The organism is uncultured Intestinibacter sp. (assembly GCF_902468165.1).
Classification (GTDB): Bacteria; Bacillota; Clostridia; order Peptostreptococcales; family Peptostreptococcaceae; genus Intestinibacter.
This window is the reverse complement of sequence record NZ_CABQXJ010000043.1, coordinates 1-24,964: the sequence shown is the minus strand read 5'-3', so window position 1 is coordinate 24,964 and position 24,964 is coordinate 1. Positions and strand designations below refer to the sequence as shown.

General features: G+C 27.5%; 25 protein-coding genes. 23 read left to right on the top strand and 2 right to left on the bottom strand.

The features are described from left to right. Positions 1 to 63: 63 nt before the first annotated feature. The 6 genes from brnQ (at position 64) to RDX53_RS08850 (ending at position 8,323) form a co-directional block, all read left to right on the top strand. The gene (gene brnQ / locus RDX53_RS08875) at positions 64 to 1,383 is read left to right on the top strand and encodes a branched-chain amino acid transport system II carrier protein (RefSeq protein ID WP_307993996.1); all 1,320 of its coding nucleotides are present in this window, start codon (positions 64 to 66) and stop codon (positions 1,381 to 1,383) included. A 156-nt stretch (positions 1,384 to 1,539) separates the two neighbouring features. Next, complete coding sequence (locus tag RDX53_RS08870) at positions 1,540 to 2,631, top strand: hypothetical protein (protein WP_307993995.1); 1,092 nt, start codon at positions 1,540 to 1,542, stop codon at positions 2,629 to 2,631. Positions 2,632 to 2,887: 256 nt separating this feature from the next. Continuing rightward, positions 2,888 to 3,595 carry a response regulator transcription factor gene (locus RDX53_RS08865; protein ID WP_195931321.1) on the top strand — a complete coding sequence of 236 codons (708 nt, stop codon included), beginning with the start codon at positions 2,888 to 2,890 and terminating at the stop codon, positions 3,593 to 3,595. Further along, positions 3,564 to 4,817, top strand: coding sequence for a HAMP domain-containing sensor histidine kinase (locus RDX53_RS08860; RefSeq protein WP_295575779.1), 1,254 nt, complete (start codon positions 3,564 to 3,566; stop codon positions 4,815 to 4,817). Before RDX53_RS08865 ends, RDX53_RS08860 begins: the two co-directional genes overlap by 32 nt. A 239-nt stretch (positions 4,818 to 5,056) precedes the next feature. Then, positions 5,057 to 5,734, top strand: a complete 678-nt coding sequence (locus RDX53_RS08855) for an ABC transporter ATP-binding protein (protein WP_022071555.1) — start codon at positions 5,057 to 5,059, stop codon at positions 5,732 to 5,734. Further along, entirely contained in the window at positions 5,735 to 8,323 is a 2,589-nt protein-coding gene (locus tag RDX53_RS08850; RefSeq protein WP_307993994.1) for an FtsX-like permease family protein, read from the top strand. Between the two features lie 728 nt (positions 8,324 to 9,051). On the opposite strand, the gene RDX53_RS08845 is transcribed toward RDX53_RS08850, so the two are convergent. Further along, a complete protein-coding gene (locus RDX53_RS08845; RefSeq protein WP_195931324.1) occupies positions 9,052 to 10,164 on the bottom strand; it encodes a site-specific integrase in 1,113 nt (370 codons plus the stop codon). Positions 10,165 to 10,622: 458 nt separating this feature from the next. On the opposite strand from RDX53_RS08845, the gene RDX53_RS08840 reads away from it, so the two are divergent. The 5 genes from RDX53_RS08840 to RDX53_RS08820 all read left to right on the top strand — a co-directional run bounded on the left by RDX53_RS08840 (position 10,623) and on the right by RDX53_RS08820 (position 13,730). Then, entirely contained in the window at positions 10,623 to 10,823 is a 201-nt protein-coding gene (locus RDX53_RS08840; protein ID WP_295575915.1) for a hypothetical protein, read from the top strand. Positions 10,824 to 10,955: 132 nt separating this feature from the next. Further along, the gene (locus tag RDX53_RS08835; RefSeq protein ID WP_295575913.1) at positions 10,956 to 11,498 is read left to right on the top strand and encodes a GNAT family N-acetyltransferase; all 543 of its coding nucleotides are present in this window, start codon (positions 10,956 to 10,958) and stop codon (positions 11,496 to 11,498) included. 90 nt (positions 11,499 to 11,588) lie between these two features. Next, positions 11,589 to 11,927 carry a Fe-S cluster assembly protein HesB gene (locus tag RDX53_RS08830; protein ID WP_295575910.1) on the top strand — a complete coding sequence of 113 codons (339 nt, stop codon included), beginning with the start codon at positions 11,589 to 11,591 and terminating at the stop codon, positions 11,925 to 11,927. Between the two features lie 232 nt (positions 11,928 to 12,159). Beyond that, the gene (gene trmB, locus RDX53_RS08825) at positions 12,160 to 12,804 is read left to right on the top strand and encodes a tRNA (guanosine(46)-N7)-methyltransferase TrmB (protein WP_195931798.1); all 645 of its coding nucleotides are present in this window, start codon (positions 12,160 to 12,162) and stop codon (positions 12,802 to 12,804) included. A 152-nt stretch (positions 12,805 to 12,956) separates the two neighbouring features. Continuing rightward, positions 12,957 to 13,730, top strand: coding sequence for a hypothetical protein (locus RDX53_RS08820; RefSeq protein WP_295575908.1), 774 nt, complete (start codon positions 12,957 to 12,959; stop codon positions 13,728 to 13,730). Between the two features lie 168 nt (positions 13,731 to 13,898). On the opposite strand, the gene RDX53_RS08815 is transcribed toward RDX53_RS08820, so the two are convergent. Beyond that, positions 13,899 to 14,060, bottom strand: a complete 162-nt coding sequence (locus RDX53_RS08815) for a hypothetical protein (protein ID WP_295762575.1) — start codon at positions 14,058 to 14,060, stop codon at positions 13,899 to 13,901. Between the two features lie 330 nt (positions 14,061 to 14,390). Between RDX53_RS08815 and RDX53_RS08810 the strand changes: the two genes are divergently transcribed. The 12 genes from RDX53_RS08810 to RDX53_RS08755 all read left to right on the top strand — a co-directional run bounded on the left by RDX53_RS08810 (position 14,391) and on the right by RDX53_RS08755 (position 24,845). Then, complete coding sequence (locus tag RDX53_RS08810) at positions 14,391 to 14,894, top strand: hypothetical protein (RefSeq protein WP_195931795.1); 504 nt, start codon at positions 14,391 to 14,393, stop codon at positions 14,892 to 14,894. Between the two features lie 469 nt (positions 14,895 to 15,363). Beyond that, entirely contained in the window at positions 15,364 to 16,032 is a 669-nt protein-coding gene (locus tag RDX53_RS08805; protein ID WP_307993993.1) for a response regulator transcription factor, read from the top strand. Positions 16,033 to 16,104: 72 nt separating this feature from the next. Beyond that, the gene (locus tag RDX53_RS08800; RefSeq protein WP_307993992.1) at positions 16,105 to 16,356 is read left to right on the top strand and encodes a hypothetical protein; all 252 of its coding nucleotides are present in this window, start codon (positions 16,105 to 16,107) and stop codon (positions 16,354 to 16,356) included. A gap of 248 nt (positions 16,357 to 16,604) precedes the next feature. Beyond that, on the top strand, positions 16,605 to 17,135 hold the full coding sequence (locus RDX53_RS08795) for a TIGR04002 family protein (RefSeq protein WP_295677231.1): 531 nt from the start codon (positions 16,605 to 16,607) through the stop codon (positions 17,133 to 17,135). An 84-nt stretch (positions 17,136 to 17,219) separates the two neighbouring features. Next, a complete protein-coding gene (locus RDX53_RS08790; protein WP_295677229.1) occupies positions 17,220 to 17,819 on the top strand; it encodes a TIGR04100 family radical SAM protein in 600 nt (199 codons plus the stop codon). A 279-nt stretch (positions 17,820 to 18,098) separates the two neighbouring features. Further along, positions 18,099 to 19,466: an NCS2 family permease gene (locus RDX53_RS08785; RefSeq protein WP_195929755.1), complete on the top strand. Its 1,368-nt coding sequence runs from the start codon at positions 18,099 to 18,101 to the stop codon at positions 19,464 to 19,466. A 190-nt stretch (positions 19,467 to 19,656) separates the two neighbouring features. After that, positions 19,657 to 20,883 (top strand): U32 family peptidase, encoded by a 1,227-nt coding sequence (locus tag RDX53_RS08780; protein ID WP_295677227.1) that lies wholly within the window; start codon positions 19,657 to 19,659, stop codon positions 20,881 to 20,883. An 11-nt stretch (positions 20,884 to 20,894) separates the two neighbouring features. Next, on the top strand, positions 20,895 to 21,764 hold the full coding sequence (locus RDX53_RS08775; RefSeq protein WP_195929757.1) for a methionyl aminopeptidase: 870 nt from the start codon (positions 20,895 to 20,897) through the stop codon (positions 21,762 to 21,764). Positions 21,765 to 21,907: 143 nt separating this feature from the next. Then, positions 21,908 to 22,153: a zinc ribbon domain-containing protein gene (locus RDX53_RS08770; RefSeq protein ID WP_295762745.1), complete on the top strand. Its 246-nt coding sequence runs from the start codon at positions 21,908 to 21,910 to the stop codon at positions 22,151 to 22,153. 29 nt (positions 22,154 to 22,182) lie between these two features. Beyond that, positions 22,183 to 22,818, top strand: a complete 636-nt coding sequence (locus RDX53_RS08765) for a YARHG domain-containing protein (protein ID WP_307993991.1) — start codon at positions 22,183 to 22,185, stop codon at positions 22,816 to 22,818. A gap of 90 nt (positions 22,819 to 22,908) precedes the next feature. Then, positions 22,909 to 23,847 (top strand): L-lactate dehydrogenase, encoded by a 939-nt coding sequence (locus RDX53_RS08760; RefSeq protein WP_295677222.1) that lies wholly within the window; start codon positions 22,909 to 22,911, stop codon positions 23,845 to 23,847. A 368-nt stretch (positions 23,848 to 24,215) separates the two neighbouring features. Then, positions 24,216 to 24,845 carry a DUF3793 family protein gene (locus tag RDX53_RS08755; protein WP_307993990.1) on the top strand — a complete coding sequence of 210 codons (630 nt, stop codon included), beginning with the start codon at positions 24,216 to 24,218 and terminating at the stop codon, positions 24,843 to 24,845. Positions 24,846 to 24,964: the final 119 nt, after the last annotated feature.

The following is a 24,964-nucleotide window of genomic DNA, read 5'->3' as shown; positions in this document are numbered from 1 at the left end:
TTGTATTATAATATATATTATAATTTTTAAATTAATTATATTATTAAATCATAGGAGGATAAGATGAATAACAAAAAAGCATTAGACGTATTAGTAGTCGGATTTGCGCTTTTCTCGATGTTTTTCGGCGCAGGAAATCTACTATTTCCACCGTATTTAGGGTTAGTATCAGGAGATAGCTGGATAATTTCATTATCAGGATTTATATTAACAGATATAATTCTAGCACTTGTAGTAGTTATGGCTGCTGTTAAATTTGATGGGGATCTAGATTTAACTTTAAGCAGAGCGGGCAAAAAGTTTGCCAGAGCAATTATAATAGCATCTATATTATGTATAGGACCATTACTTGCAATACCGAGAAATGGTGCAACAACTTATGAAATGGGTATAGCGCCTATACTTGGATTTGAATCACCAATAGCAAAATTAATTGTTTCAATAGTTTTCTTTGGACTTACATTATTACTTACAATAAGACCATCAAAAGTTGTAGATATAATAGGTAAATTCTTAACACCAGCACTTTTATTATGTTTAGGTCTACTTATAGTAATGGGTATATTTACTCCTATAGGAGATGTAAGTAATACTCAACTTATAGAAAACAATTTATTTGCTGAAGGGGTAGAACAAGGTTACCAAACTTTAGACACATTAGCAGCTGTTGCATTTTCAACAGTAGCAATAACAGCTATAGCTCAAAGAGGATACACTGATTCTAAAGAAAAAATCAAACTAACTCTTCAAGCTGGAGTAATATCAGGAATATTCTTAGCAGTAGTTTATGCAGGACTTACATATTTAGGTTCTATGTTATCTACTACTTATGGTGCTGATACACCACAAGCTACTTTAATGGTTATTATAACTAATGCTATATTAGGAAAACCAGGTAAGATAGTATTAGGAATAATCGTTTCTCTAGCATGTTTGACAACATCTATAGGACTTACTTCTTCAACAGCAACTTACTTCTCAACTATAAGTAATGGCAAAGTTAAATATGAATCTATAGTAATAGGTGTATCTGTATTTAGTTTAGTATTAGCTAACTTCGGTGTAAGTACAATAATCCAATTCTCTGCACCAATACTACAAATTGTTTGTCCAGTATTAGTTGCTATAATAGCTACAACTTTCTTAGATAAATATATTTCAAATGACAATGTATTTAAAGGGGTAGCTTATACTACATTATTAGTAAGTATATTATCAGTAGGAAGCAGCTTATTTACATTAACTCAAATATCTAATTTACTTTCAAAATTACCGCTAGCTCAATATGGATTTAACTGGGTGTTGCCGGCAATTTTAGGTGGAGTTGTTGGAGCTTTTATAAAAACTAAAAGCAATGTTAGAGTTGATAAAAAAATAGGATAGAATTTAAATTAAACTTATTAAAAGGGTGGACATAACGTGTTCACCCTTTTTTGAATTAAATTATTAATAAATATTACTATTTTTTCAAAACAAATACTATTCTTTATATATAAATACTGGTACAATAGGTATGAGTATTAAAATAGGGGGTCAAAAATGAACAAGACAACATTAAGTGAAAAAATAAAGCAACTAGGGCTTAGATTGTTTGAAGATAAAACAGCTTCAGAGCTTGAATATATAATAAAAGAAATTTTCCCAAATGCAAAAATACTGACAGATTTTCTAAGTTATAAAGATAATTTAGGCAAAATCACTTTTAAAGTCAATGAAGATTATAAAGATGAATTTGGAAAAACAGAATTATGGACAGAAGTCAAAACTATAGAAGAATATCTAAGAATATACGATCTTTATATAGATATAGAAAAAAACATAGAAAATAAAGCAATATTAAAAGCATATGTAAGTATAGATTATTTAGATAATGAAAATGAACTTAAATATTTCAACTCAAACATAGAGACAATATACGCTGTAAAAGAAGATAATAGAGTTTTAAATCACTATATCGACGCTGTTACAGCTCAAAAAGAAGAAAATGAAGAGTATATAGAGCATTATAAAAATTACTCTACACAAACTATAGATGAAGTTGAATTAAAATCGAAAATAAAATCTCTAGGAAAGCTACTTCTTGACACACAAAATTTAAAATATCCAAATTACAGAGAAATTAAAAGCAGTATAATGGAGATTTTCCCGAGTGCCAAGTATAAAGGTTGTGTAGATATTTATGAGGTAGATGCTAATGTAAATACAGTATGTTTTTCTATATTAGAAGAATACACTGGTAAAATAACACATAACCATGTAGGCTCAAAATCTATAAAAGAAGCTAAGGAAAAAACTGAATTTATAAATATATGTATCGAAATAAACGAAGAATCTGGTTGTGCATCGATTGAATCTAAATTATGCGATGCTTATGTCGGAAATAATAAAATTATAGATATAAACGAAAGAACAATTTCTATAACTAATTTAGAACATACTATATTTGAAAATATAAAATCTGAAATAGAAAATATAAATAAATCACTTTATTTAAAAGGTAAAAAAACTGCTAAAGAATGTGAAATGCTGATAATGAACTTATTAGAAAAAGATGAACATAAAAACGAATATGTAAGAGATCTTCTATTAAAAGCTAGAAATAAATATTCTAGATTAGGAAGTATCGAATAAAAAGATGGCTTATGGCCATCTTTTTTAATTTCCAACCTATTAACTAAAGTAACGGAATCTCCAATTCGTTGGAGCCATGATTAAAACGAATTTTATAAAATAAACATATTAAATTACATATTTGAAATATTTATTTTATAAATTAAATATTTACTAACTTTATAAAATATTATAATATATAAACAACTAAGAATAGTATTATAAAACATATTTTAATACTATTAATTAAAATAAATTATATAAAGAAGGAATAAATATGAGAAATATACTTATGGTAGAAGATGATAGCACAATTGCATTTGCTGTAAAATATGCAGTCGAACAAGAAAGCTTTAATTTAGATATTGCTTCAGACTTAAATCAAGCTAGAGAAATAGTAAGCACAAAAGTATACGACTTAATATTGCTTGATGTAATGCTTCCAGACGGAAATGGATACGAATTTCTAAAAGACTTGCGTAAACATGATGAAGATACTCCTGTAATATTTTTAAGTGCCTGTGATGAAGAAGTTAATATAGTTATGGGACTAGACATAGGAGCCGACGACTATATAACAAAACCATTTAGGGTAAGAGAGCTTATCTCTAGAATAAATGCAATTCTCAGAAGAAAGGGTAAAATACAAGACAACAAAAAAATTATAAAGTTTAAAAATATATCTATACATACATTAGAAGCTAGAGTATTTAAAAATGATGAAGAAATAATATTAACTTCAGCTGAATATAAGCTTCTTTTAATATTAATTCAAAATAAAAATGTAGTACTTACAAGAGCTCAAATATTAGAAAAACTTTGGGATGTTACATATGACTTTGTAAACGATAATACACTTAGTGTATATATAAAAAGACTTCGCGAAAAAATAGAAGAAGATTCATCAAAACCTGAATATATCTTAACAGTAAGAGGTGTTGGGTATAAGTGGAATGGAAGTGATACAAATGAGAATACTATCTAATCCAGAAATTAAAAAATACAATATAAGTATTATTGCTTTATTTCTAATAACAATAATATTATCTATATTTGTAAATACATTAAATTTAAATATAATTAAAGCTGATGTAATACAAAACAACCAAGCGATAGTAGGAAATATAGTGTCAAAATATCCAGAATTAGAAAAAGATATAGTGTCTGTAATAACACAAGCTAAAAATAAAGAAAATACTGACCTTGGAGCCAAAGTATTACAAAAATATAATTATGATAGCTCAACTAATTTATCTCAAGAACCTATTGTGCAAAATAACATTTATAAAATGTTAAAAATAAATATACTATTTATAACTTTTGTTTTTTTATGTTTAATAACAATTTCATTTTATTTCTTTATAAAAATCTATAGAGATATAAAAGATATGACTGATTATGTATATCATAGTTCAGAAGGTCGAGAATATCAAATGAAAAACAAAAATCAAGAAGGCCAAATGGGACTTTTAAAAACAGAGCTTATGAAGATGACAACTGTATTAAAAGAAAAGGTGGCCCTTTTACACAGCGAAAAAATCTTTTTAAACGATACAATATCGGATATATCTCATCAGCTAAAAACACCAATGACATCACTTATGTTATTGACTGACTTAATGTATAATGATTTAGATAAAGAAAAGAAAATCGAATTTTTAGATAGAACAAATGCTCAGCTATCTCGTATGGATTGGCTGATAAAAAGCATGTTAAAACTTTCAAAGCTAGAAGCTAAAGTTATAGATTTTAAAACAGATAAAGTAAATATAAATGAACTGATAAAAAGATCAATTAGTCCTTTGCTCGTGCCTATAGAACTTAGAAATATAAGTTTAAATATAAATGGAGATAAAGAAGCTTCTTATATAGGTGATATAGAATGGTCATCAGAAGCTTTAGGCAATATAATCAAAAACTGTGTAGAACATACAAAAGAAGGTGGAACCTTAGATATAACTTATGAAGAAAACCCTATATACTCAGAAATAATAATAAAAGACAATGGGGAGGGTATAGATAAAGACGATATACAAAATATATTTAAACGTTTTTATAAAGGTAAAAATAGCAAAAGTGACAGTGTTGGAATAGGTCTTGCTATGGCAAAATCGATTATAGAAAGCCAAAACGGAGATATATATGTAAAAAGTAAAAAAAATAGGGGTTCTGAGTTTCATATTACATTTCATAAAAGATACAATTAATTAAAAATAATAATCCAGTAGATATCTTAAGCCTACTGGATTTTTTAATTGAAAGGAAATTATATATTAGCTGGTTTGTGGCTAATTTATAATTTCCAACCTAAGTGACTAAATTGTAATTTTCAAATTCACTTGACTGTAAGATAATAAATATAGAATATAAGTATAATAATTAAAACATAAAGAAATCATTACTGAAAAGTTAATTTAAATTATGATTATATTTTAGGGAGGATAAAATGGAATTACTAAGAGTAGAAAATCTATCAAAAAGTTATGGAAAAGGCGAGGCTAAAGTAGATGCGCTTAAAAATATAAATTTAAGTATTAAAAAAGGAGAATTTATCGCTATAGTCGGCCCAAGTGGAAGTGGTAAAAGTACACTACTTCACTTACTAGGTGGTGTAGACAAACCGACTAGCGGAAATGTATTTATAAACGATATAAATATATACGACTTAAAAGAAAAAGACTTAGCTATATTCAGAAGAAGAAATGTAGGACTTATATATCAATTTTACAACTTAATACCAGTTCTTACAGTAAAAGAAAATATACTTCTTCCAGCAGAATTAGACAATAGAAAAATAGATAAAGAATATCTAGAAGATTTATTAAAAACACTAGATTTAAAAGAAAGAGAAAATCACCTTCCAAGTGAGCTTTCAGGCGGACAACAACAAAGAACATCGATAGGAAGGGCGTTAATAAACAGACCATCTATAGTACTTGCAGATGAACCAACAGGTAACTTAGATAGCAAAAACTCAAAAGAAATAGTTGAGCTTCTGAAAGTATCTGTTAAAAAATACAACCAAACTTTAATAATGATAACTCACGACACAAATATAGCATTACAAGCTGACAGAGTTATAACTATTGAAGATGGAATAATAAAAAGCGACGAGGTGATATAGATGAATTTATACACTTCACTTACACTAAGATATTTAAAACAAAATAAAAGAAGAACATTAGTAACAATAATCGGAATAATCCTTGCAACTGCACTTATATGCGGTATAGGCAATATATGTACAAGCTTTATGGATTATCAAATGAGAGGTCAAATACAAGTTAGCGGTGATTTTTATGCCACATTTAGCAATATAGACAAAGAAAAAGCACAAATTGTAACAAAATCATCAAATGTAACAAGATATGGTTATAGCCAAAGTCTCGGAGGAACTATTTTAGATAAAGAAAAAAATATAGAATTATATATAAATGCTTATGATAAAAATAAAATAGAAAGCTATAGATTAACTTTAAAAGAAGGAAAATATCCCAAAAATAAAAATGAAATAGTAGTAAGTGAGGGATTATTAAAGCATTTAAATAAAAAAATAGGTGATAAAGTAACTTTTGAAATTGGAGATTTAGAATATACAGAAGGCACTGATATACCAAAATTAATAAATCCACAAAAAAATACTTATAAAATTGTAGGTATTTTAAATAAGACTCCACTTTCATATAATTCACAATTTTTTGCACTAGCAGGTTTTGATATAAACGCTGTAAGTAGTAAAGATAAATTCGATGTTTCTATATGCACAAAAAATCCTAAGGATATATATAATACAGCTATATCAATTGGGCAAAACATAGGATTAGTTCAAAAAGATGACCCAAAAGATAAAAGTTATAATTATGATGGACAAACTTCTCTATATTTTAAAGATATAAATTATAATGAAGGCTTACTTAGATTATTGGGTGCAAGTTCATACGATAATATAAATACAACATTAATACTTATAGTAGGTCTAGTAGCTTCACTTGTTATAATAGCTACTATAGCTACTATATACAATTCATTTAGTATAGCTATAAGCGAACGTAAAAAACAATTCGGTATATTAAATTCTATAGGTGCTACAAAATCTCAAATTATGAAGCTTGTATTTTTAGAAGGATTTTTAGTGAGTATAGTTGGAATACCTATTGGACTTTTAAGTGGTACAGTAGCTATCGATATAGTATTTAAAGTTATAAAAACATTCTTTAAAACTTCTATGTTTGGTGAATTAGATTTAAGATTAGTATTTAGCCCAATCGTATTAATTTTAAGTACACTTGTAATACTGCTTACTATATTTATATCAGCCATAATACCAGCTATAAATGCAGCTAAGATATCGCCACTTGAAGCTATAAGAAATAGCTCTAATTTAAAGGTTGGAAAAATCAAAAGTTCTAAACTTGTCAAAAAGATATTTAAAACAGAAGGCGAACTTGCATATAAAAATTTAAGAAGAAATAAAGGTAAATTTAGAATTACTTTATTTTCTCTTGTTATAAGTATAGTAATCTTTATATCATTTAATGGGTTTGTAGATATGTTTATAGAAGCTAATCAAATTAACTACGGAAGTATTACAAATGATTTGACATTATATGAAAATAACTTGCTTACCAAAGAGGAAGTTCAAAAAACTATAGATGAACTTAAAAAAATAAATGGTCTAAAAGATGTAGCAATTGATAAAGGCTATAATTTAAATGTTCATGTTGATGAAAAAAATATAAATAAAGATTTAAGAGAAAGTTTAAAACAAAGCGATTATGTAGATATGGATAATTCTACTTATAATTTTTTTGATAGTAAATTATATACTCCTGGAGATTTTAGCATATCAAATATAAAGTTATCAGAAGGCAAATTTGATAGAAAAACTGCTAAAGCTGAAAATGGTGTAATTTTAGTAAGATATAGTTATCAAGAATCACTAGCTAAAAAAGGTAAAGTAGTTCTTACAAATTACAAAGTAGGAGATACTTTAAACTGTACAGTATATTCATATGACTCTGATGGAAATGAAAAGCAAAAAGAAGTTAAATTAAAAATACTAGCTATAACAGATGAAATTTTAACAGGAGATATGCAATACCCACAAACATCATTTGGAGTAGTAGCATATGATGATTTAATACCTTCACTTGGTATAACAGATGATGAATCAAGCTCAAGTTCATATTGCGTAGCTACAAATCAAGAAAAGTCTACTAGAGATGAGGTCAAAAAAGTAGCAGAAGAAAATAACTTGAGTGTAATAGATTCAATAGATGAAGCTCAAAGACTTGAACAAACTATGAATGTTATGAAAATATTCGTATATGGATTTATAGTAGTTATATCTCTAGTTAGTGTAACCAACATAATAAATACAATAAGTACTAATATAAATCTTAGAAAAAGAGAATTCGCAGTAATTAAATCTATAGGTGTAACGCCTCAAGGATTTAAAAAGATGATTTATATGGAAAGTATATTATACGGAATACTTTCACTGCTTTACGGTATTCCAATAGGAATTTGTCTGAATGTGCTTATGAATAGAATATTAGAAGGTATGATTACAGTTCAAACACTGATACCATACAAAGCGATACTTATATGTGTAGTAGCTATATTTGTTATAACTTTTATAGCTTCATATATACCACTTAAGAAAATGAGCAAAGAAAATATTATAGATAATATAAGACAAGAGAGTATATAGTTTTAAAAGTATCTAGATTTATCTTTTGATAGATTTAGATACTTTTTATTTTTTATAAAAATTTATTATGTAATATGTATATGGGTGTAAATACAATAGAAATTTGTATAAATGTGATTATGAATTTAATTTTAAAGAATGTATAGTGTACCACAATATAATTATGTAAACTTAAATTTGTTTTTTATGCTATTTTTATAAAAGACGCTATAAAAGGCTTTGTAATGGTTTTTGAACTTACAGATAAGTAAATATATTAATTATATTTTTGAAATACCTTAAAATTGATTTGAAAAGGTTCGGTTTTTTCGTTTTTAAAAAAGTCGCACTGTGTAATTTGGCTAATAAAAAATTTATCGCAACTTTTTTATTTTGCGTTACTATCTAAACTTTTGAATTTATCGTTTTATTAATAGTTTCTAATAATCCTTTTTATAATTAAGTACTTTTCTTTTATTTGTATATTTTTTCTATCTACCTTATTTTAAAACTATTTTATTATATTGAAATTTTCGACAAACCTAGTGATTTAACAGCTGTAGTTTACATAATTATATTACAGGTAACTGTTTTAAATTTTTAAAATCAAATTTTGAATAAAAGGCTTTAAAATGAATTTTAAGATATTAAAGTGCACATATCATAAATAAATATAAAAGCCACTAGTAAAACCTCTTAAAAAGGCGTATACGAAGTGGCTTTTTTATGACTTTTGATTCGATTTTTAATTAACCTAATTTAAATATACTTTCTGAAATTTTTTCTGAAGCTTCTTGATCCATTTCTTTAAGAGTGTGAGAATATATATTTAGAGTTGTATTTACATTTGAATGACCAACTCTCTCTGAAATAACTTTTATAGGTACTTTTGCATTTATAAGTAAAGTTACATGTGAATGTCTTAAATCGTGGAAGCGTATATGCTTTAAGTTGTGTTTCTTTAAAAAGCGACTAAACTTCTTGCTCAATACATCTTCGGCTATAGGATTTTCATTTTTATCAAAAAATAATAAATTACAATCCTTTATCTTACCTTGAAGTTTATCTTGTAGATACTTTCTTTTATAATCTTTAAGCATAGCCATAACTTCTCTCGGTGCGGAGATAGTCCTTCTAGAAGACTCTGTTTTTGGCTCTTTTAATATAACTTTGCCACTTTCTCTAGCTGTGATTTTATCTATTGTTATAGTATTTTCCACAAAATCTATATCGCTCCAGCTAAGTCCTAGAACTTCTGATATACGAAGTCCAAGCCCGATAGCTAAATTTATAGGCAATTCTAAGTCTGTATTTTTTATGGTTTCTAATAATTTTGCTATATCTTTTTGGTCGTAAACTTCACTTTTAAACTTAGTGTTCTTTGGTACTTCGATGCAATCTACTATATCGTATTTTACAAGTTTTAATTTATAAGCTCTTTTCAAAGCTAAATTAAGTATATTTATATGTATTTTTATCGTCTGTGGACTCAAAATTCCGACTAAATCATCTACGTAATTTTGTATATGAATAGGTCTTAAATCGTTTAATTTTATACTTCCAAGTATAGGATTTATATATTTTTTGCATATCCTAACGTAACAATTATATGTAGTAATCGATAAATTTGCTTTGTATTTTTCCAAGAAATCCATTAGATATTTTTCTAATTTTACGTTTGTCGGAATAGCTAAATCGTCGTTATAAATCTCTTCTTTAAGTTCGTTTAATCTCTTAGATGCATCTCTTTTTAGGGGATAAGATCCCATATTTTTTTGTTTCTTTTTGCCTGTTGTCTCGTCTGTATATTCTAAATATACGATGTAATTTTTGCTTCTTTTTCGTATAAAAGCATAACTCATATTATCCCCTCCCATAGTAATTTTTATGTTTGAAAACTTGTATAAAGTCTAAAAAAATAAAAATAATTCTATAAATATTTTATCATAAAACCATAAAAAAATCAGTAAAAAAGCTGACATTTTACTGACATAAGTTGTTTTTAACATGTAATAAATATTGAAATTTAGCTATCTTCTCAAAAATGGCATAAAAGTATATATTTTATGCCACAAAGCATATAACTTATAAAAAGTGAGTCGAAAACTTCCATACACTTTACTTCAAAATCCACCTCCAAAAGTCCCATCCACCAAAATAACTCGAGAAAATCCATCAAAGAAAATCCCTAAAATAAAGAAAGTAATTTATCACAAAAAGAGGAAATATAAAAGACAAAGTCGAAAATATATTTAAGTAAGAATAGCATATAATTTATCTTACAAAATCATAAAAACAATAAATTCAAGGGGGATAAAAAATGGATTTTAATCAATACTTAGGCAAAACAATCAGGGTAGAATTAGATGAAGGAAAAGCAATTTCAGGTGTATGTTCTAAAGTAATAGAAGCTTCTAAAAGTCCCGTAAATGAAAATATAATTTCCATAACTATAATGGATACTATGGATATAGATATACTAGAAAGCGAGATTAAAAAAATAGATTTATTTACATGGTAAAGTCAACAAAACTTTAACTACACTATATGTTTTTTCATAGATTATATTATGAACTCCTTACTCTAGATAATACTAAGAGATTATATAAGGTTTCAAATATTTATAGAGGGAGAGCTTTATATGTATCCTCAAATGGAAATTTTAGAAACTATACACTGTATATTAAGACCAATTACTTTAGACGATACACAAGATCTATTCGAATATTATAGTATACCTGCTGTAGTTAAATATTTACCCATCAAAGTACACAAAAGTATATCTGACACTCGCAGATTTATAAAGTCATATTTTATAAACAACTACCAAAAAGGCAAGGTAAGTCATTATGCAGTTGTTTTAAAAACACAAAACAAAGTTATAGGAAATGTAGGATTTAATAATATATATCCAACTGACAAAAATGGAGAAATAGGCATATGTATAAATCCAGATTATTGGGGCCATAATCTTTCTTTTGAACTTGCACAAGTATTGGTAGATTATGCTTTTAAAAAATTAAACTTCGATTATGTATACGCGATAACTTACGACGATAACATTTATTCAAAAAGCGCCTTAGTTCAACTACGCTTTATTTACGAATCTAATTTTAAGAAAAGAATAAAAAATTTAAATAATAAAATTGTAAAATGCAATAAGTTCGTATTATATAAAGAAAACTACACAAAATAAAATGAAAAGTGAATTTCTAAAAAATATACCGAAAATCATCAAATTATTGTATACTTAATATATGTAATAATTATAGAAAGGAATGATAACATGAAAGTTCAAGCACCAGAAAGTGCATTAAATGTACTAAGAGACATATTAGCAAATAATCAAGACAAACCACAAAACGTAAGAGTTTACTTTGCAGGTTTCGCTTGTTCAGGATCAGTATTTTCACTTGCTTTAGATGAAGAATTAATGTCAGATACATCTTATGACTTAGACGGAATACATTTTATAATGGATGACAACGAATACTTAACTTACGGTAACGTTACAATATCTGAAATACCACCACAAGGATTCGTTGTATCAGTAGACAATCCACCACAAAGAGATGACGGATACTCTGAGTGCGGTAGCGGTTGCAGTGGTTGCAGCGGTTGCTAATAAATAGTTAAATTTTAAAATAGAAGCTCGCCTTTGGCGGGCTTTTATTTATGTGTAAATTTTATCCAGCAAGTTATTTTTTAAATAAATATTTTAATATATTAAAAAACTATGATAAAATTAATAAGCATAAAATAAGCATTTCTATATACATAATAAATAATATAATTATAGAAATACAAAATTATTATTAAGGAGGAAATGCCGCTTAAACTAAGCGACAGGAATTAATTTGAGAAGAAGAAGAAAAAAAGGTGCAGATATAAAACTATTAAGTTACACTGATTATGTAATAAGAGAAAATATAGAAGATTTAAAAGGGAAGTGGAGCGAAAAGTTCCAAAACAACAACCCAATCCATGTAGAGTTCGGTACAGGTCGTGGTAAATTCATAACAACTTTAGCAAAACAAAACCCAGATATAAACTATATAGCTATGGAAATAAAAGAAGAAGTTTTATTAAAAGGTGTTGAAAAAGCAGCTGAAGCTAATTTAAATAATATTGTATTTTTATGGTCAGATGTTTCAAATATATTAGACTACTTCGATAAAGGCGAAATATCTAGAATATACATCAACTTCTGTGATCCATGGCCTAAGAAAAGATGGGCTAAAAGAAGATTACTTCATAGAAGCTTCTTAGATAAATACGCTACTATATTAGAAGATAAAGGCGAAATACACTTCAAAACTGATAACGTAGGTTTATTTGAGTTCTCATTAAACGAAGTAGCAGATTGCAATTGGAAATTAAAAAACATATCATTAGACTTAGCTAATAATGATGAGTTTGAAAATGTGACTACAGAGTACGAAGATAAATTTATGTCACAAAATATAAAAATACATCGTTTAGAAGCAGTAAAACCTCTATAATTATTGAATCCTATATAAAATAGTAGAAATTATTGTTACGAAAGTGCCGGCTATTTACAAGGATTGTTGATAATAACAATAGAAAATAATTAATATATTTTAACTGAAAGGAGGAAACTGTCATATAGAGTTTATTATGGCAGTGAATTAGTATGAAATATATTAAACTTTGTTCTATTATATTATTATCGATAATTCTAAGTATAGCCGGCACTTTTTATATACCTTCTGCTTTAAACCAAGTATGCGCTATAAATAAAAATAAAGCTTTATCAGACAAAGAGCTTCAAAAGTTATTTCCAGATGCCAACTTTAGAAATACGATAACTAGAAACTTTAAGCACCAAGAAATAACATTAAACAAAATAGCTTCTTTATCCGGTGAATTAAATGCAAACAACGAAAATATAGAAGATTTAACAGGAATATCATATCTCGAAAATATAGATAGCTTTATATTTTGGAATAATAATATAAAACAAGTCCCAGAAGAAATACTAAAACTAAAAAAATTAAAATCCATCAACCTAGCCAACAACTACATAACAGATTCTACTGTAATAAATCAACTAATACAAAATAACGTAGATGTAAACTCCGACTTAAACTTTATAAAACAAGGTCAAAATCAATATATGCTTTGTCCAAAATACAACAAACTCACACTAAAACAAGGCGACACTATATCAGTCAACAAACTAATATATAAATACATAGACTCATACGAAAAGTATTGGGAGGTAACTAAGGAAATCTCCACAAATGCATCATTTATGGTATCAATAGACGACAGTAAAGTAGTAAACTTAGAAAAAGATACAGTTCTAAAAGCTCAATCTAAAGGAAACTGCACTATAAAAATATCAATAGACGACAATTACTATCCAAGATCCACAACAACTATAAATATAGAAGTAAAAAAATAAATAAAAATTCGCTTCGCTCATGGCGCCAACGACTTCGTCCGTTGCTTAAAATTCACTTCGCTCATAGCGCCAACGAGTCGTAGATTACGTTACTTAAATTAATAAGTTAGAAAATAAAAAGACTAATCATTTGTATTTAACTAATGATTAGTCTTTTTTTATAGTAATTTATCTCTTTTTTAATTTACCTTTTTTCCCTCTTGTAAGTGTAGTTCCAACCAAGATAACTACATAGTAAAAAATATATAAAAACATCTTTACATTATCTGCTTCAAAGCCAAACACTTCTTTGGCGTCATTGGGCATAACTATTATAAGTGAGGCTATCAATATAAGTAGGGGATTTATTAGAATTTGCCTCTCTGAAGTCAGTAATAATATGTTGCCAATCCACCCTATAGAAAGACAAAGAAATACTATCTTAAAAATAAATTCAAAATTGTCAAACATAAATTCATCCTTTCAAGTCTCAATTATTCTAAATAATAAATTATATTATTTTTTCATATCACACTAATATATAGTTTATAATAAATTATATAACGTTTTAAATAAAATATAAATATTTTTAAGAGAAATTTAATACATATATATATTACAAATTCAGCATATATTTAATTATAACAGATAGGTTTATTTCTTAAAGGAGGGGAGATTTATATGTATGCACAAGCTTTTGGAGCTATTTTAGGACTTATTATATGTTTATATGAGTATGTTTATGGCGACTTTGTTGTAATGGGCAATATACCTACTTCAAATTTAAACATATTGAGTTTGATTTGTGGTTATACATTATACCCACTATGTATAACATTATTTTTTATGAGTTTTGCACTGAATATATATAAAGAAAAACAAAGTACATATCAAAAATTAGATAAGATAAATAAGATAGTAGCCCATTTTGCAGCAGGTATAGGTCTTTTAGGATGCAAATACTACTTTATTATTCCATGTCTCTTAATACTACATAAGTATTATATGGAGGTTTTGTTTGAAGGGGATTTAAATAAAAAGACAGAAGCTCAAAAGCAACAAGAGATAATCTGGCTTTTAAACAACAACTTCGGAAAACATATAATCGTCAAATTATTAAATGTATCATATGAAGAAGTAGAGATATTAAATCTTATGTATTGTAAAAAGAAAAAATATTTATAATTTTAAAAAGCCTTCATATAGAGTTAAATATCTATTTAAAGGCTTTTAGTTTGTATATTTACTAAAGACTTATATATTTTGTATATATACTTAAATACTTCTATATAAGTATAATATTTATAAAATTCTTTGCTTTTTAGACATTATATAAGCTACTTCTAATATATCCCCACCTGTTATATTAGTAATCTTGACTCTATCTCCATTATATTTAAATATAATATATTAAAAAAATGTTTAGAAAAAAGGGCTTTTTTATTATATTTTTGGTATAATATAATGTACTGGAAACACAATAAAACAGTCAAAAAGAATTAAATAATTAAATTTTTAGAAATGATATTGTGTTATAATACTTTTAAAGGTAAATTTTAGTGAATATTTTATAATTTGTTAGGATAGTTATGGTTTGGTATTTAGAGTGAATTAATAATAAATTAGTCTTTTTGAAAATTTTAGGAGGTTGAAGATGAAAGCATATATATTAATAGTGCAAGAAGATTTTACAAGTCAACAATTATTAAAACAATTTTTGACCTCTAATGGTTATAATGTAGATTGTGCAGATGATGGTTTGGAAGGAATTCATATGTATAAAGAAAATGATTATGATTTAATTATTTTAGGTGTGAATCTTCCTAATTTAGATGGATTTTCTGTATGCACAATGATAAGAAGAGAATCTCAAATTCCTATTATATTTGTAACCAGAGCTAATACTGAAGAAGATCAAATTAGAGGGTTTGAATTGTTATGTGATGATTATATAACTAAGCCGTTTTCATATAAATTATTGTTAAAAAGAGTAGAAGCCGTTTTAAGAAGAGCGAAAATAGAACAAAAAGAATCATACATAGAATTTGAAAAGATTAAACTTAACTTAAAGACATATTCTGTTGAAATAGATGATGAATCAGTAGATTTAACATTAAAAGAATTTAAAATCTTAAAATCTTTAATTCAAAATTACCCGCAAGTTGTTACAAGAGAAAAATTATTAGATAGTATCTGGGGATACGATTATTTTGGAGATACTAGAATAGTGGATGCTCATATAAAAAATATAAGGAAAAAAATTAAATTGCCTTATATAAAAACAGTAAAAGGAATAGGATATACTCTTAAAAAAGATATTTAAATTTTATTAATCCTTATAAATATTTTATATTTTTTTTGGAAAAATAATAATATGAATAAGGAGGTAAATAAAATGACAAGTATAAAAAAACATATGGAAAATATGAAAGATGATGTAAAAGAGGGTATGCAAAAAGTCGGACATAGTATAAAAAATACGGCAAAAGATTTAAAACACGAAGCAAAAGGAGTGATTAACAACCTAGAAAGCAAAAAAGATGAAATAGTAGATGAATATAGAGAAGATGAATACCACAGAAAATTGAAAAAAGACATAGATAAAGAACTGAAAGATGAGGGGTTTAGAGGTAACTCTTTTAAATAAAATTTAATCCAATAATAGGTTATGTATTTAATTATTTTATGCAATTTTAAATATCATAAAAATAAAAATTTACAAAATGAAAACTATGAACTGAATTTGGAGCAGTTCATAGTTTTTTTACTTCTAAGGAAATCAATATATAATTGTATCGATACAAATTCCTAAATATATATAGTTTGTATTGAGATTATACAATACATTTAAAAATTGTATTATAATCTAAATATAATTTTTTAGGAGGTAAGATTGTGGAAACAACAAAAACAAATAAGAATGTATCGACAAAAACAAGAAATTTAGTGACATCAGCATTATTAGCAGCAATAATATGTTTAGTTACAGGACATATACTACATATACCTACAGTAAATGGTGGATATGCACATATAGGAGATTCAATAATATATTTAAGTGCAGCAATTCTTCCACTACCTTACGCTATGGTTTGTAGTGCAATTGGCGCAGGTCTTGCAGATTTAACATCAGGTGCTTTTATATGGGTAGTACCTACATTAATGATAAAACCGATTATAGTTTTACTTTTTTCAAATAAAAGCGATAAAATACTTACTACAAGAAATATAGTAGCTGCATTTTTAGCCGGAATAATAGGAACAGTACTTTATATGTTTGTAGAAGGTTTAATGTTTGGAAATATGGCAGTAGCATTTGCGATAACTGCAGTTGGAATGATTCAACCAATAGGAAGTTTTATAGTATTTATAATCTTAGGAATAGTTTTAGACAAAATCAACATTAAACAATTTTTTGATAGATAAAGATAATAAAGTATAAAAAAGGTGTATAATAAATTTATACAGTATAAAACTAAATTTTAAAATAGTAGATAGAGGGAGAGTATTATGACATTATTATATCCAATCGAAAATAGCTTATATGTAAATATAACAAATCTATGTTGTTGTAAATGTGTGTTTTGTGTAAGAGACATCACAGACAGCGTAGGAGGAAGTGATAGCCTTTGGTTAGATCATGAACCGACTATTGATGAGTTAAAAGCTGAGCTTGAAAAATTCAATTTAGACGAGTATGAAGAAGTTGTATTTTGTGGATATGGCGAACCACTTATGAGAATAAATGAGGTTGTAGAATTTGCAAATTACATAAAAACTAAGAAAAATATAAAAATAAGAGTAAATACAAATGGTCTTGCTGATTTAATTCACAAGAAAAAAACAGCAGTGCTTCTTAAAGATGCAATAGATGCAGTATCAATAAGTTTAAATGCACCAAATGAAGAAGTTTACTTAGAAGTTGCAAAACCAGCTTTTGGAATAAAATCATTTGATGCAATGCTTAGCTTTGCAAAAGACTGCAAAACTTGTATAAAAGAAGTATGTTTTTCAGTAGTTGATGAAATAACAGATGAAGAAATAAGACAATCACAAGAACTAGCTGACTCACTTGATATACCACTTAGAGTTAGAGTAAAAAATGGATAAAACAAATTATTTAAATGAAAATAGGGACTATAGTCCCTATTTTTTATGTTTATAAAAAATTTTCAATAAGCATTAATAAATAAGCAATAATAAATAGGGAACAATAGATATCATATACAAAAGTATAGGTTTATTTAAGTCAAAAATACGAAATATATCCGAATGAAAAATAAAAATATATTAATTTTATTTGTCTTATTGACTTTTTTTATTAAATAATTTAAAATAATATTCGTAAATACGACTGACGAAAATTAACATCATAGGAGGTATCATTTTATGAACCAAAATGGAACATTCATGCAGAAGTTGTTTCCAATATTAACGAATAAAGAGATTGACAAGAAAACAGAGATGATGGCAGGGTTAACTACATTTTTAACAATGGCATACATAATAGCTGTCAATCCAAGTATATTATCAGAAACTGGAATGCCAGCTGGGGCTCTTGTAACATCTACTTGTCTAGGTGCTGCGATAGGGTGTTTTTTAATGGCTATATTAGCAAACATGCCGTTTGCACTTGCATCAGGTATGGGTCTTAATGCTTATTTTGCTTATACTGTAGTAATTGGTATGGGTGTAAGTTGGCACATAGCTTTAACAGCAGTATTTGTTGAAGGTATAATATTTATAATTTTATCATTATTTAAAGTTCGTGAAGCTGTAGTTAATGCTATACCTAAAAACTTAAAAATAGCAGTTTCAGGTGGTATAGGATTATTTATAGCTTTTATAGGATTAATAAATTGTGGTTTAGTAGTAAACAACGACTCAACATTAATAGAAATGGGTGAGTTTAATGTAGCGATTATAATAACTTGTATAGGTTTTATTGTTACAGCAGTTTTAAGTAAGAAAAATGTAAAGGGATCTATATTAATAGGTATAGTAATTTCTTCATTACTTGCTTGGGGATTTGCATTAATAAACCCAGAAGCAGCGGCTGCTTTAAAAATATATTTACCAAATGGAGTATTTAAATTTGAATCACCAGCTCCAATAATAAATAAATTAGACTTCAGCTATATAACTAATCCAGAAACTGCATTTAACTTTATAACTATATTATGTACATTCTTATTTGTAGATTTCTTTGATACTGTAGGTACTGTAGTTGGGGTTGCTTCAAAAGCAAATATGGTTGATGAAGATGGAAAAGTTAAAAATGTAGGTAGAGCTTTACTTGCAGATGCTTTTGCTACTACTATAGGTGCTTGGTTAGGTGTTACTACTGTAACGACATTTGTTGAAAGTTCTACAGGTGTTTTAGAAGGAGGAAGAACTGGATATACTGCTTTAACTGCAGGTGTATTATTCTTAATTGCTATGTTCTTCTCGCCAATATTTATAGCTATACCTTCTTGTGCTACAGCTCCAGCATTAATTTATGTTGGATACTTAATGCTAAGTGAAGTTAAGCATATAGAATTTGATAATATAACTGAAGGTGTTCCTGCATTTATAACAATAGCTGGAATGGCTTTAACTTACTCAATAGGTGATGGTTTAACATTAGGTGTATTATCTTATGTATTTATAAATTTATTATACAATTTAATAGCTAAAAAAGAAGAAAGAAAACATGTATCAGGTGTTATGATAACTTTAGCTATTTTATTTATACTAAAATTATGGTTTATGTAGTATAATAATACTAGAGCTTCTAGTATAATAGTATAAAAATAAGTGGTGCTTTTATACCAGTAGATAATTACTGTATGGAAGCGCCATTTTTATGTTATAATCTATTAGGAGATTTATAATATATGAAATTAAACTAGAAAAATTGGTAATAATTAAATATATAAAATTTTATATAGGTAAAGGAGAATTCATGAGAGAAGTAGAATTATTAGCTCCTGCTGGTGATTTAGAAAAATTAAAAATAGCTTTTATCTATGGTGCCGATGCCGTTTATATAGGTGGAGAAATATTTGGTATGCGTTCTGCTGCTAAGAATTTCTCAAAAGAGGACATGATAGAAGGTGTAGAATTTGCACACAGCATGGGTAAAAAAGTATTTGTAACAGTTAATATAATCCCTAGAAGCGAGGATTTAATTAGTTTAGCTGATTATATAAAAGAATTAGATGAAATAGGTGTCGACGCTGTTATAGTAAGTGACGCCGGTGTATTTAACATAGTAAAAAAAGCAGCTCCAAATATGGAAATACACATAAGTACTCAAGCGAGTACATCAAATTACGTAGCTGCAAACTTCTGGTACAATCAAGGTGCTAAAAGAATAGTAACTGCAAGGGAGATGTCTTTTGCAGAAACTAAAGAACTTAGAGAAAACACTCCAGAAGATATGGATATAGAATCATTTATACACGGAGCTATGTGTATGAGTTATTCTGGAAAATGCGTAATAAGTAACTATACTACAGGAAGAGATGCCAATAAAGGTTCTTGTGCGCAATCTTGTAGATGGAAATACAACTTAGTTGAAGAAAAAGACGGACAATATGAAAATGTATTAGACGATGAAGATTATCAATTCTTCTTCAATACAAAAGATTTATGCATGATTGAATATATACCAGAGATATTTGAAAGTGGTATAACAAGTTTAAAAATAGAAGGTCGTATGAAAACAGCTTACTATGTTGCTACAACTGTAAGAGCTTATAGAATGGCGATTGATGCTTATTATAAAGATCCAGAAAACTGGAAGTTCGATCCAATGTGGTTAGACGAACTTAAAAAAGGAAGTCACAGAGATTTCTCAACAGGATTTTTCCTAGATAGACCAGGTAAAAATTCAAACAACTACGAATCAGCTTCATATATAAGAAATTACGACTTTATAGGAATTGTAAGAGATGTTCTTGATGATGGATATATAATCGTAGAACAAAGAAATAAAATGTCTGTAAATGACGATATAGAAGTAATAGGGCCTTATAAAGAAACTATGTTTACAACTATTTTAGAAATGTACAACGAAGATGGAGAGCCAATAGAATCAGCTCCACATGCTAGACAAATAGTTAAGATGAAATTAGGAATTGAAGTTGATAAAAATTATATACTTAGAAAACCTATAATTAAGGGTTAGGGAGGCAAAATATGTTATTAGGAAGAAATAGTAAATGCTGGTGTGGCAGTGGCGAAAAATATAAAAAATGCCATATGGAATTTGATGAAAAATTAAAAGAATACGCTAAAGCTGGTTACCAAGTTCCTACTAGAGATATGATAAAAAATGAAGAACAAATTGCAAAGATAAAAGAAAGTGCTAAAATAAATACGGCAGTACTTGACGAAGTTGCAAAAAACATAAAAGCAGGAATGACTACAGATGAAATAAACACAATAGTTCACGATTTTACTGTTAAACATGGTGCAATACCTGCTCCACTTGGATACAGCGGATTCCCTAAAAGTGTTTGTACATCAATAAACGACCAAATATGCCACGGTATACCATCAGAAAATGATGTACTTAAAGAAGGAGATATAGTAAACGTAGACGTATCGACAATATTAGACGGATACTATTCAGATGCATCTAGAATGTTTATGATAGGCGAAGTTAGCGAAGAAGCAAAAAGACTTGTTGAAGTAACTAAAGAGTGTATGGAAATGGCTATAGCAAAAGTTAAACCTTGGACACCACTTGGAGTAATTGGAGCGACTATACAAGAACATGCTCACAAAAACGGCTACACAGTAGTTAGAGATTTCGGAGGTCATGGTATAGGTCTTGAGTTCCACGAAGATCCATTTGTATTCCACTATGGAAATGCAGACGAAGGAGTTCTTATGGTGCCAGGAATGATGTTTACTATAGAACCGATGATAAACCAAGGTGGATATGAACTTTATATAGACCAAGATAACGAATGGACATCTTATACAGAAGATGGTAAATTATCTGCTCAATGGGAAAACATGATATTAGTAACAGAAGATGGTTGCGAAATATTAACTTACTAATAATAATATGAAATATAATAAAAACCCAGTGAATTTAAATTTTACTGGGTTTTTGTTATATTAAAGATAGATTTTGATATATATTTTGCTATACTATATAATATAAACTTAAAACTAAAATTAACAGAAAAGGGGGATTTTAGATGTTTGAAATAGGGATTGCAATGATAGTTTTAGGAATAATTGGTGCAGTAGTATCGATAGTTTTAATTATAATAGGAAAGAAAGAAGTAACATATAATTCTAATAATGAGTACTTATATAGAAATCAAGCAAATACATATAATATACCAAGACAAACAAATTTGCAGAGAACTTGCCCAAATTGTGGGCAAATAATAGAAGGTGATGTACTTTTTTGCAGTCGATGTGGATATAAATTATATTAAATTTAAAAAATCGGGGAGAATGATAAAAAATGAAAATTTGTGAAAAATGTGGGGCTACAAATTCAAATGATTTGTATTATTGTAAAAATTGTGGGAATAGTCTAGGGGAGCCTATCAAAGAGCCAACAAACAATAATTTAAAAATTGCAATCCCAGTATTAATTGCTAGTATTGCACTAATTGTAGGCGGAATATTTTTAAGTCAAGACGGGTTTAGTTCTACAAAAAACGCTACAGCATCTGTAAATCAACAAGTAAATTCGGGAAATGTATCAAATAGTGAAAGTAATAATTTAAATGATAAAAATAATAGTAGCAACTCTGTAAATAGAGATAATACTAAATCAGTTAATAATTCTAGAAATTATTCAAATAATAACTCTAATAATAATTCAAGTAGCAGTTATAATAGTGGATATATTATACCAGATAGTAATGTAAGATACTTATCTAGAAGCGAACTTTATGGATACACTAAAGAACAGCTAGCTTATATAAGAAATGAAATATTTGCAAGACATGGTTATGTATTTAAAAAAGCTAAATACAGAAATTATTTTTCAGCAAAATCATGGTACACACCAGATTACAGTTTTAATTATGAATATGATTTAAATAGTATTGAAAAGGCAAATGTAGATTTGATAAAAGAATTAGAAAAATAACTATTAGGTAATAATTTCCATGAGATGCAAAAATGAATAAAAATAAGATAAATGTGGTAAAATAAAAAGAAAACTACATCGGAGGGAAATATGAAGTCAAAAGTAGGAATTATCGGTACTGGAATGGTTGGAATGAGTTACGCATACTCAATGGTAAACCAAGGTACATGCGAAGAGCTAGTTTTAATAGACATAAATAAAGAAAAAACAGAAGGTGAAGCGATAGACTTAAACCATGGTCTTAGTTTTGCCCCACGTAAAATGAAAATATATTCTGGAGATTATAGCGATTTATCAGACGCATCATTAGTTTGTATAACAGCAGGACCACCACCACTAGAAGGTGAAACAAGACTAGATACAATACATAAAAGTATTGCAGTAATGAAAAATATAATATCTAACTTAAAACAATCAGAATTTAAAGGCATCATACTAATAGCTACAAATCCAGTAGATATTATGACTTATGCAGCTTGGAAACTATCAGGCTTTGATAAATCAAGAGTAATCGGTTCAGGAACAACTTTAGACACTGCTAGACTTAGATCAGCACTTAGTGAAAAGCTAAACGTAAACGAAAAAAATATCCATGCTTACGTAATAGGAGAACACGGAGACTCACAATTCGTACCTTGGAGTTATGCTCTTTGTGGACCAAAACCAATTTACCACTTTGCAGCTAAAAATAGAGGTATAACTTTCGATGAACTTACTGAAATAGAAGACGAAGTTAGAAATATAGCATATAAAATAATAAAAGCAAAAAGAGCAACTTACTATGGAATAGGTATGTCTCTTGCAAGAATAACTAAAGCTATACTAGATAACGAAAACAGTATACTGAGTGTATCTTCATATTTAGATGGCGAATACGGTCATGACGACGTATACATATCAGTACCAAGTGTTATAAATGAAAATGGGGTAAGAGAAGTTGTAGAACTTAGCTTAGACAAAGACGACAAGGCAAAATTCGATAGTTCAGTTAAAATAATGAAAGAAAATATAGCGAAACTTGATTTATAAAAAATAATTTATAATTTTATATAAGAAGCTTAGTTTAAAAAGTGTTACAAATATATTCTATTTAATGTATTTGTAGCACTTTTTATATTTATTAGATTTATAAGATAAGTAGCGCTAGTTTTTGTTTAAAAATATGAATTCCGAGTAGGAAATAATATTAAAAATTATAACTAAACTAAAACTACATGATATAACCCCTAATATAAAAATAAAGAATACATAAAATAAAAAATAATTGTAAAACCAAAAAATTAATAATATGGAAAAATATAAGTTGATAATGATTTTGGTAATTAGTTGATAATTGATATCAATAGCGATATAATAAAAATAAAGTGATAATGATTATCAATAAGGAGATTATTAATATGAGCATGAACAATAAATGTATAAACGATTGTGATAACGGAAGTTGTGGTAGTAAAAGTTGTGAAAATAAAACAAATTCATCATATATAAAAAGAATTATAAGATTGATTGGCCCTGTAATATTAGGGTCTAAGCCAGCTGAGATAGTAAATATACCAGGAGGGGCTGAAGATAAGGAGAGAAAATTAAAAGAGATAAAAGAGTTTTTTGAAGGATGCAAAAAGGTAAAATATGAAATTATAAACGTAAGTGATAACAGCAAAAGAGTACTATTTATAAATGAAAAATCTATGAATAGATGCTTAAATGACAAAAAATGTAGAAACTTTTTAAGATTTTTAGGATATGCTAAAGAATACACTTTTGAAGATTATATGAAAGAGCTTGTGTTTAGATTAGAATCAGAAGAATTCCCACACGAAATAGGGATTTTCCTTGGATATCCGTTAAAAGATGTACTTGGATTTATGGGATATGGTAGAAAAGAATTTGTAGAAGTTTGTAGTTGGAGAATCTACGGGGATAAAGAACCTTCTTACAAAGTCTACAATAGCTTTATGAGAGATAAAATGAAGATGCATGATCTTGTTGAAAAAATGTCTGTTAGCGAGTTAAAGGCTGTTATATAGGGAGAAATTATGAAATCATCAGGGGTAAATTTAAAAGACTTATTATGAAAACTAGCAAATAGACGATATTTGCTAGTTTTTTATATAATAAAAAATTAGCATAATATATTACAATTAAA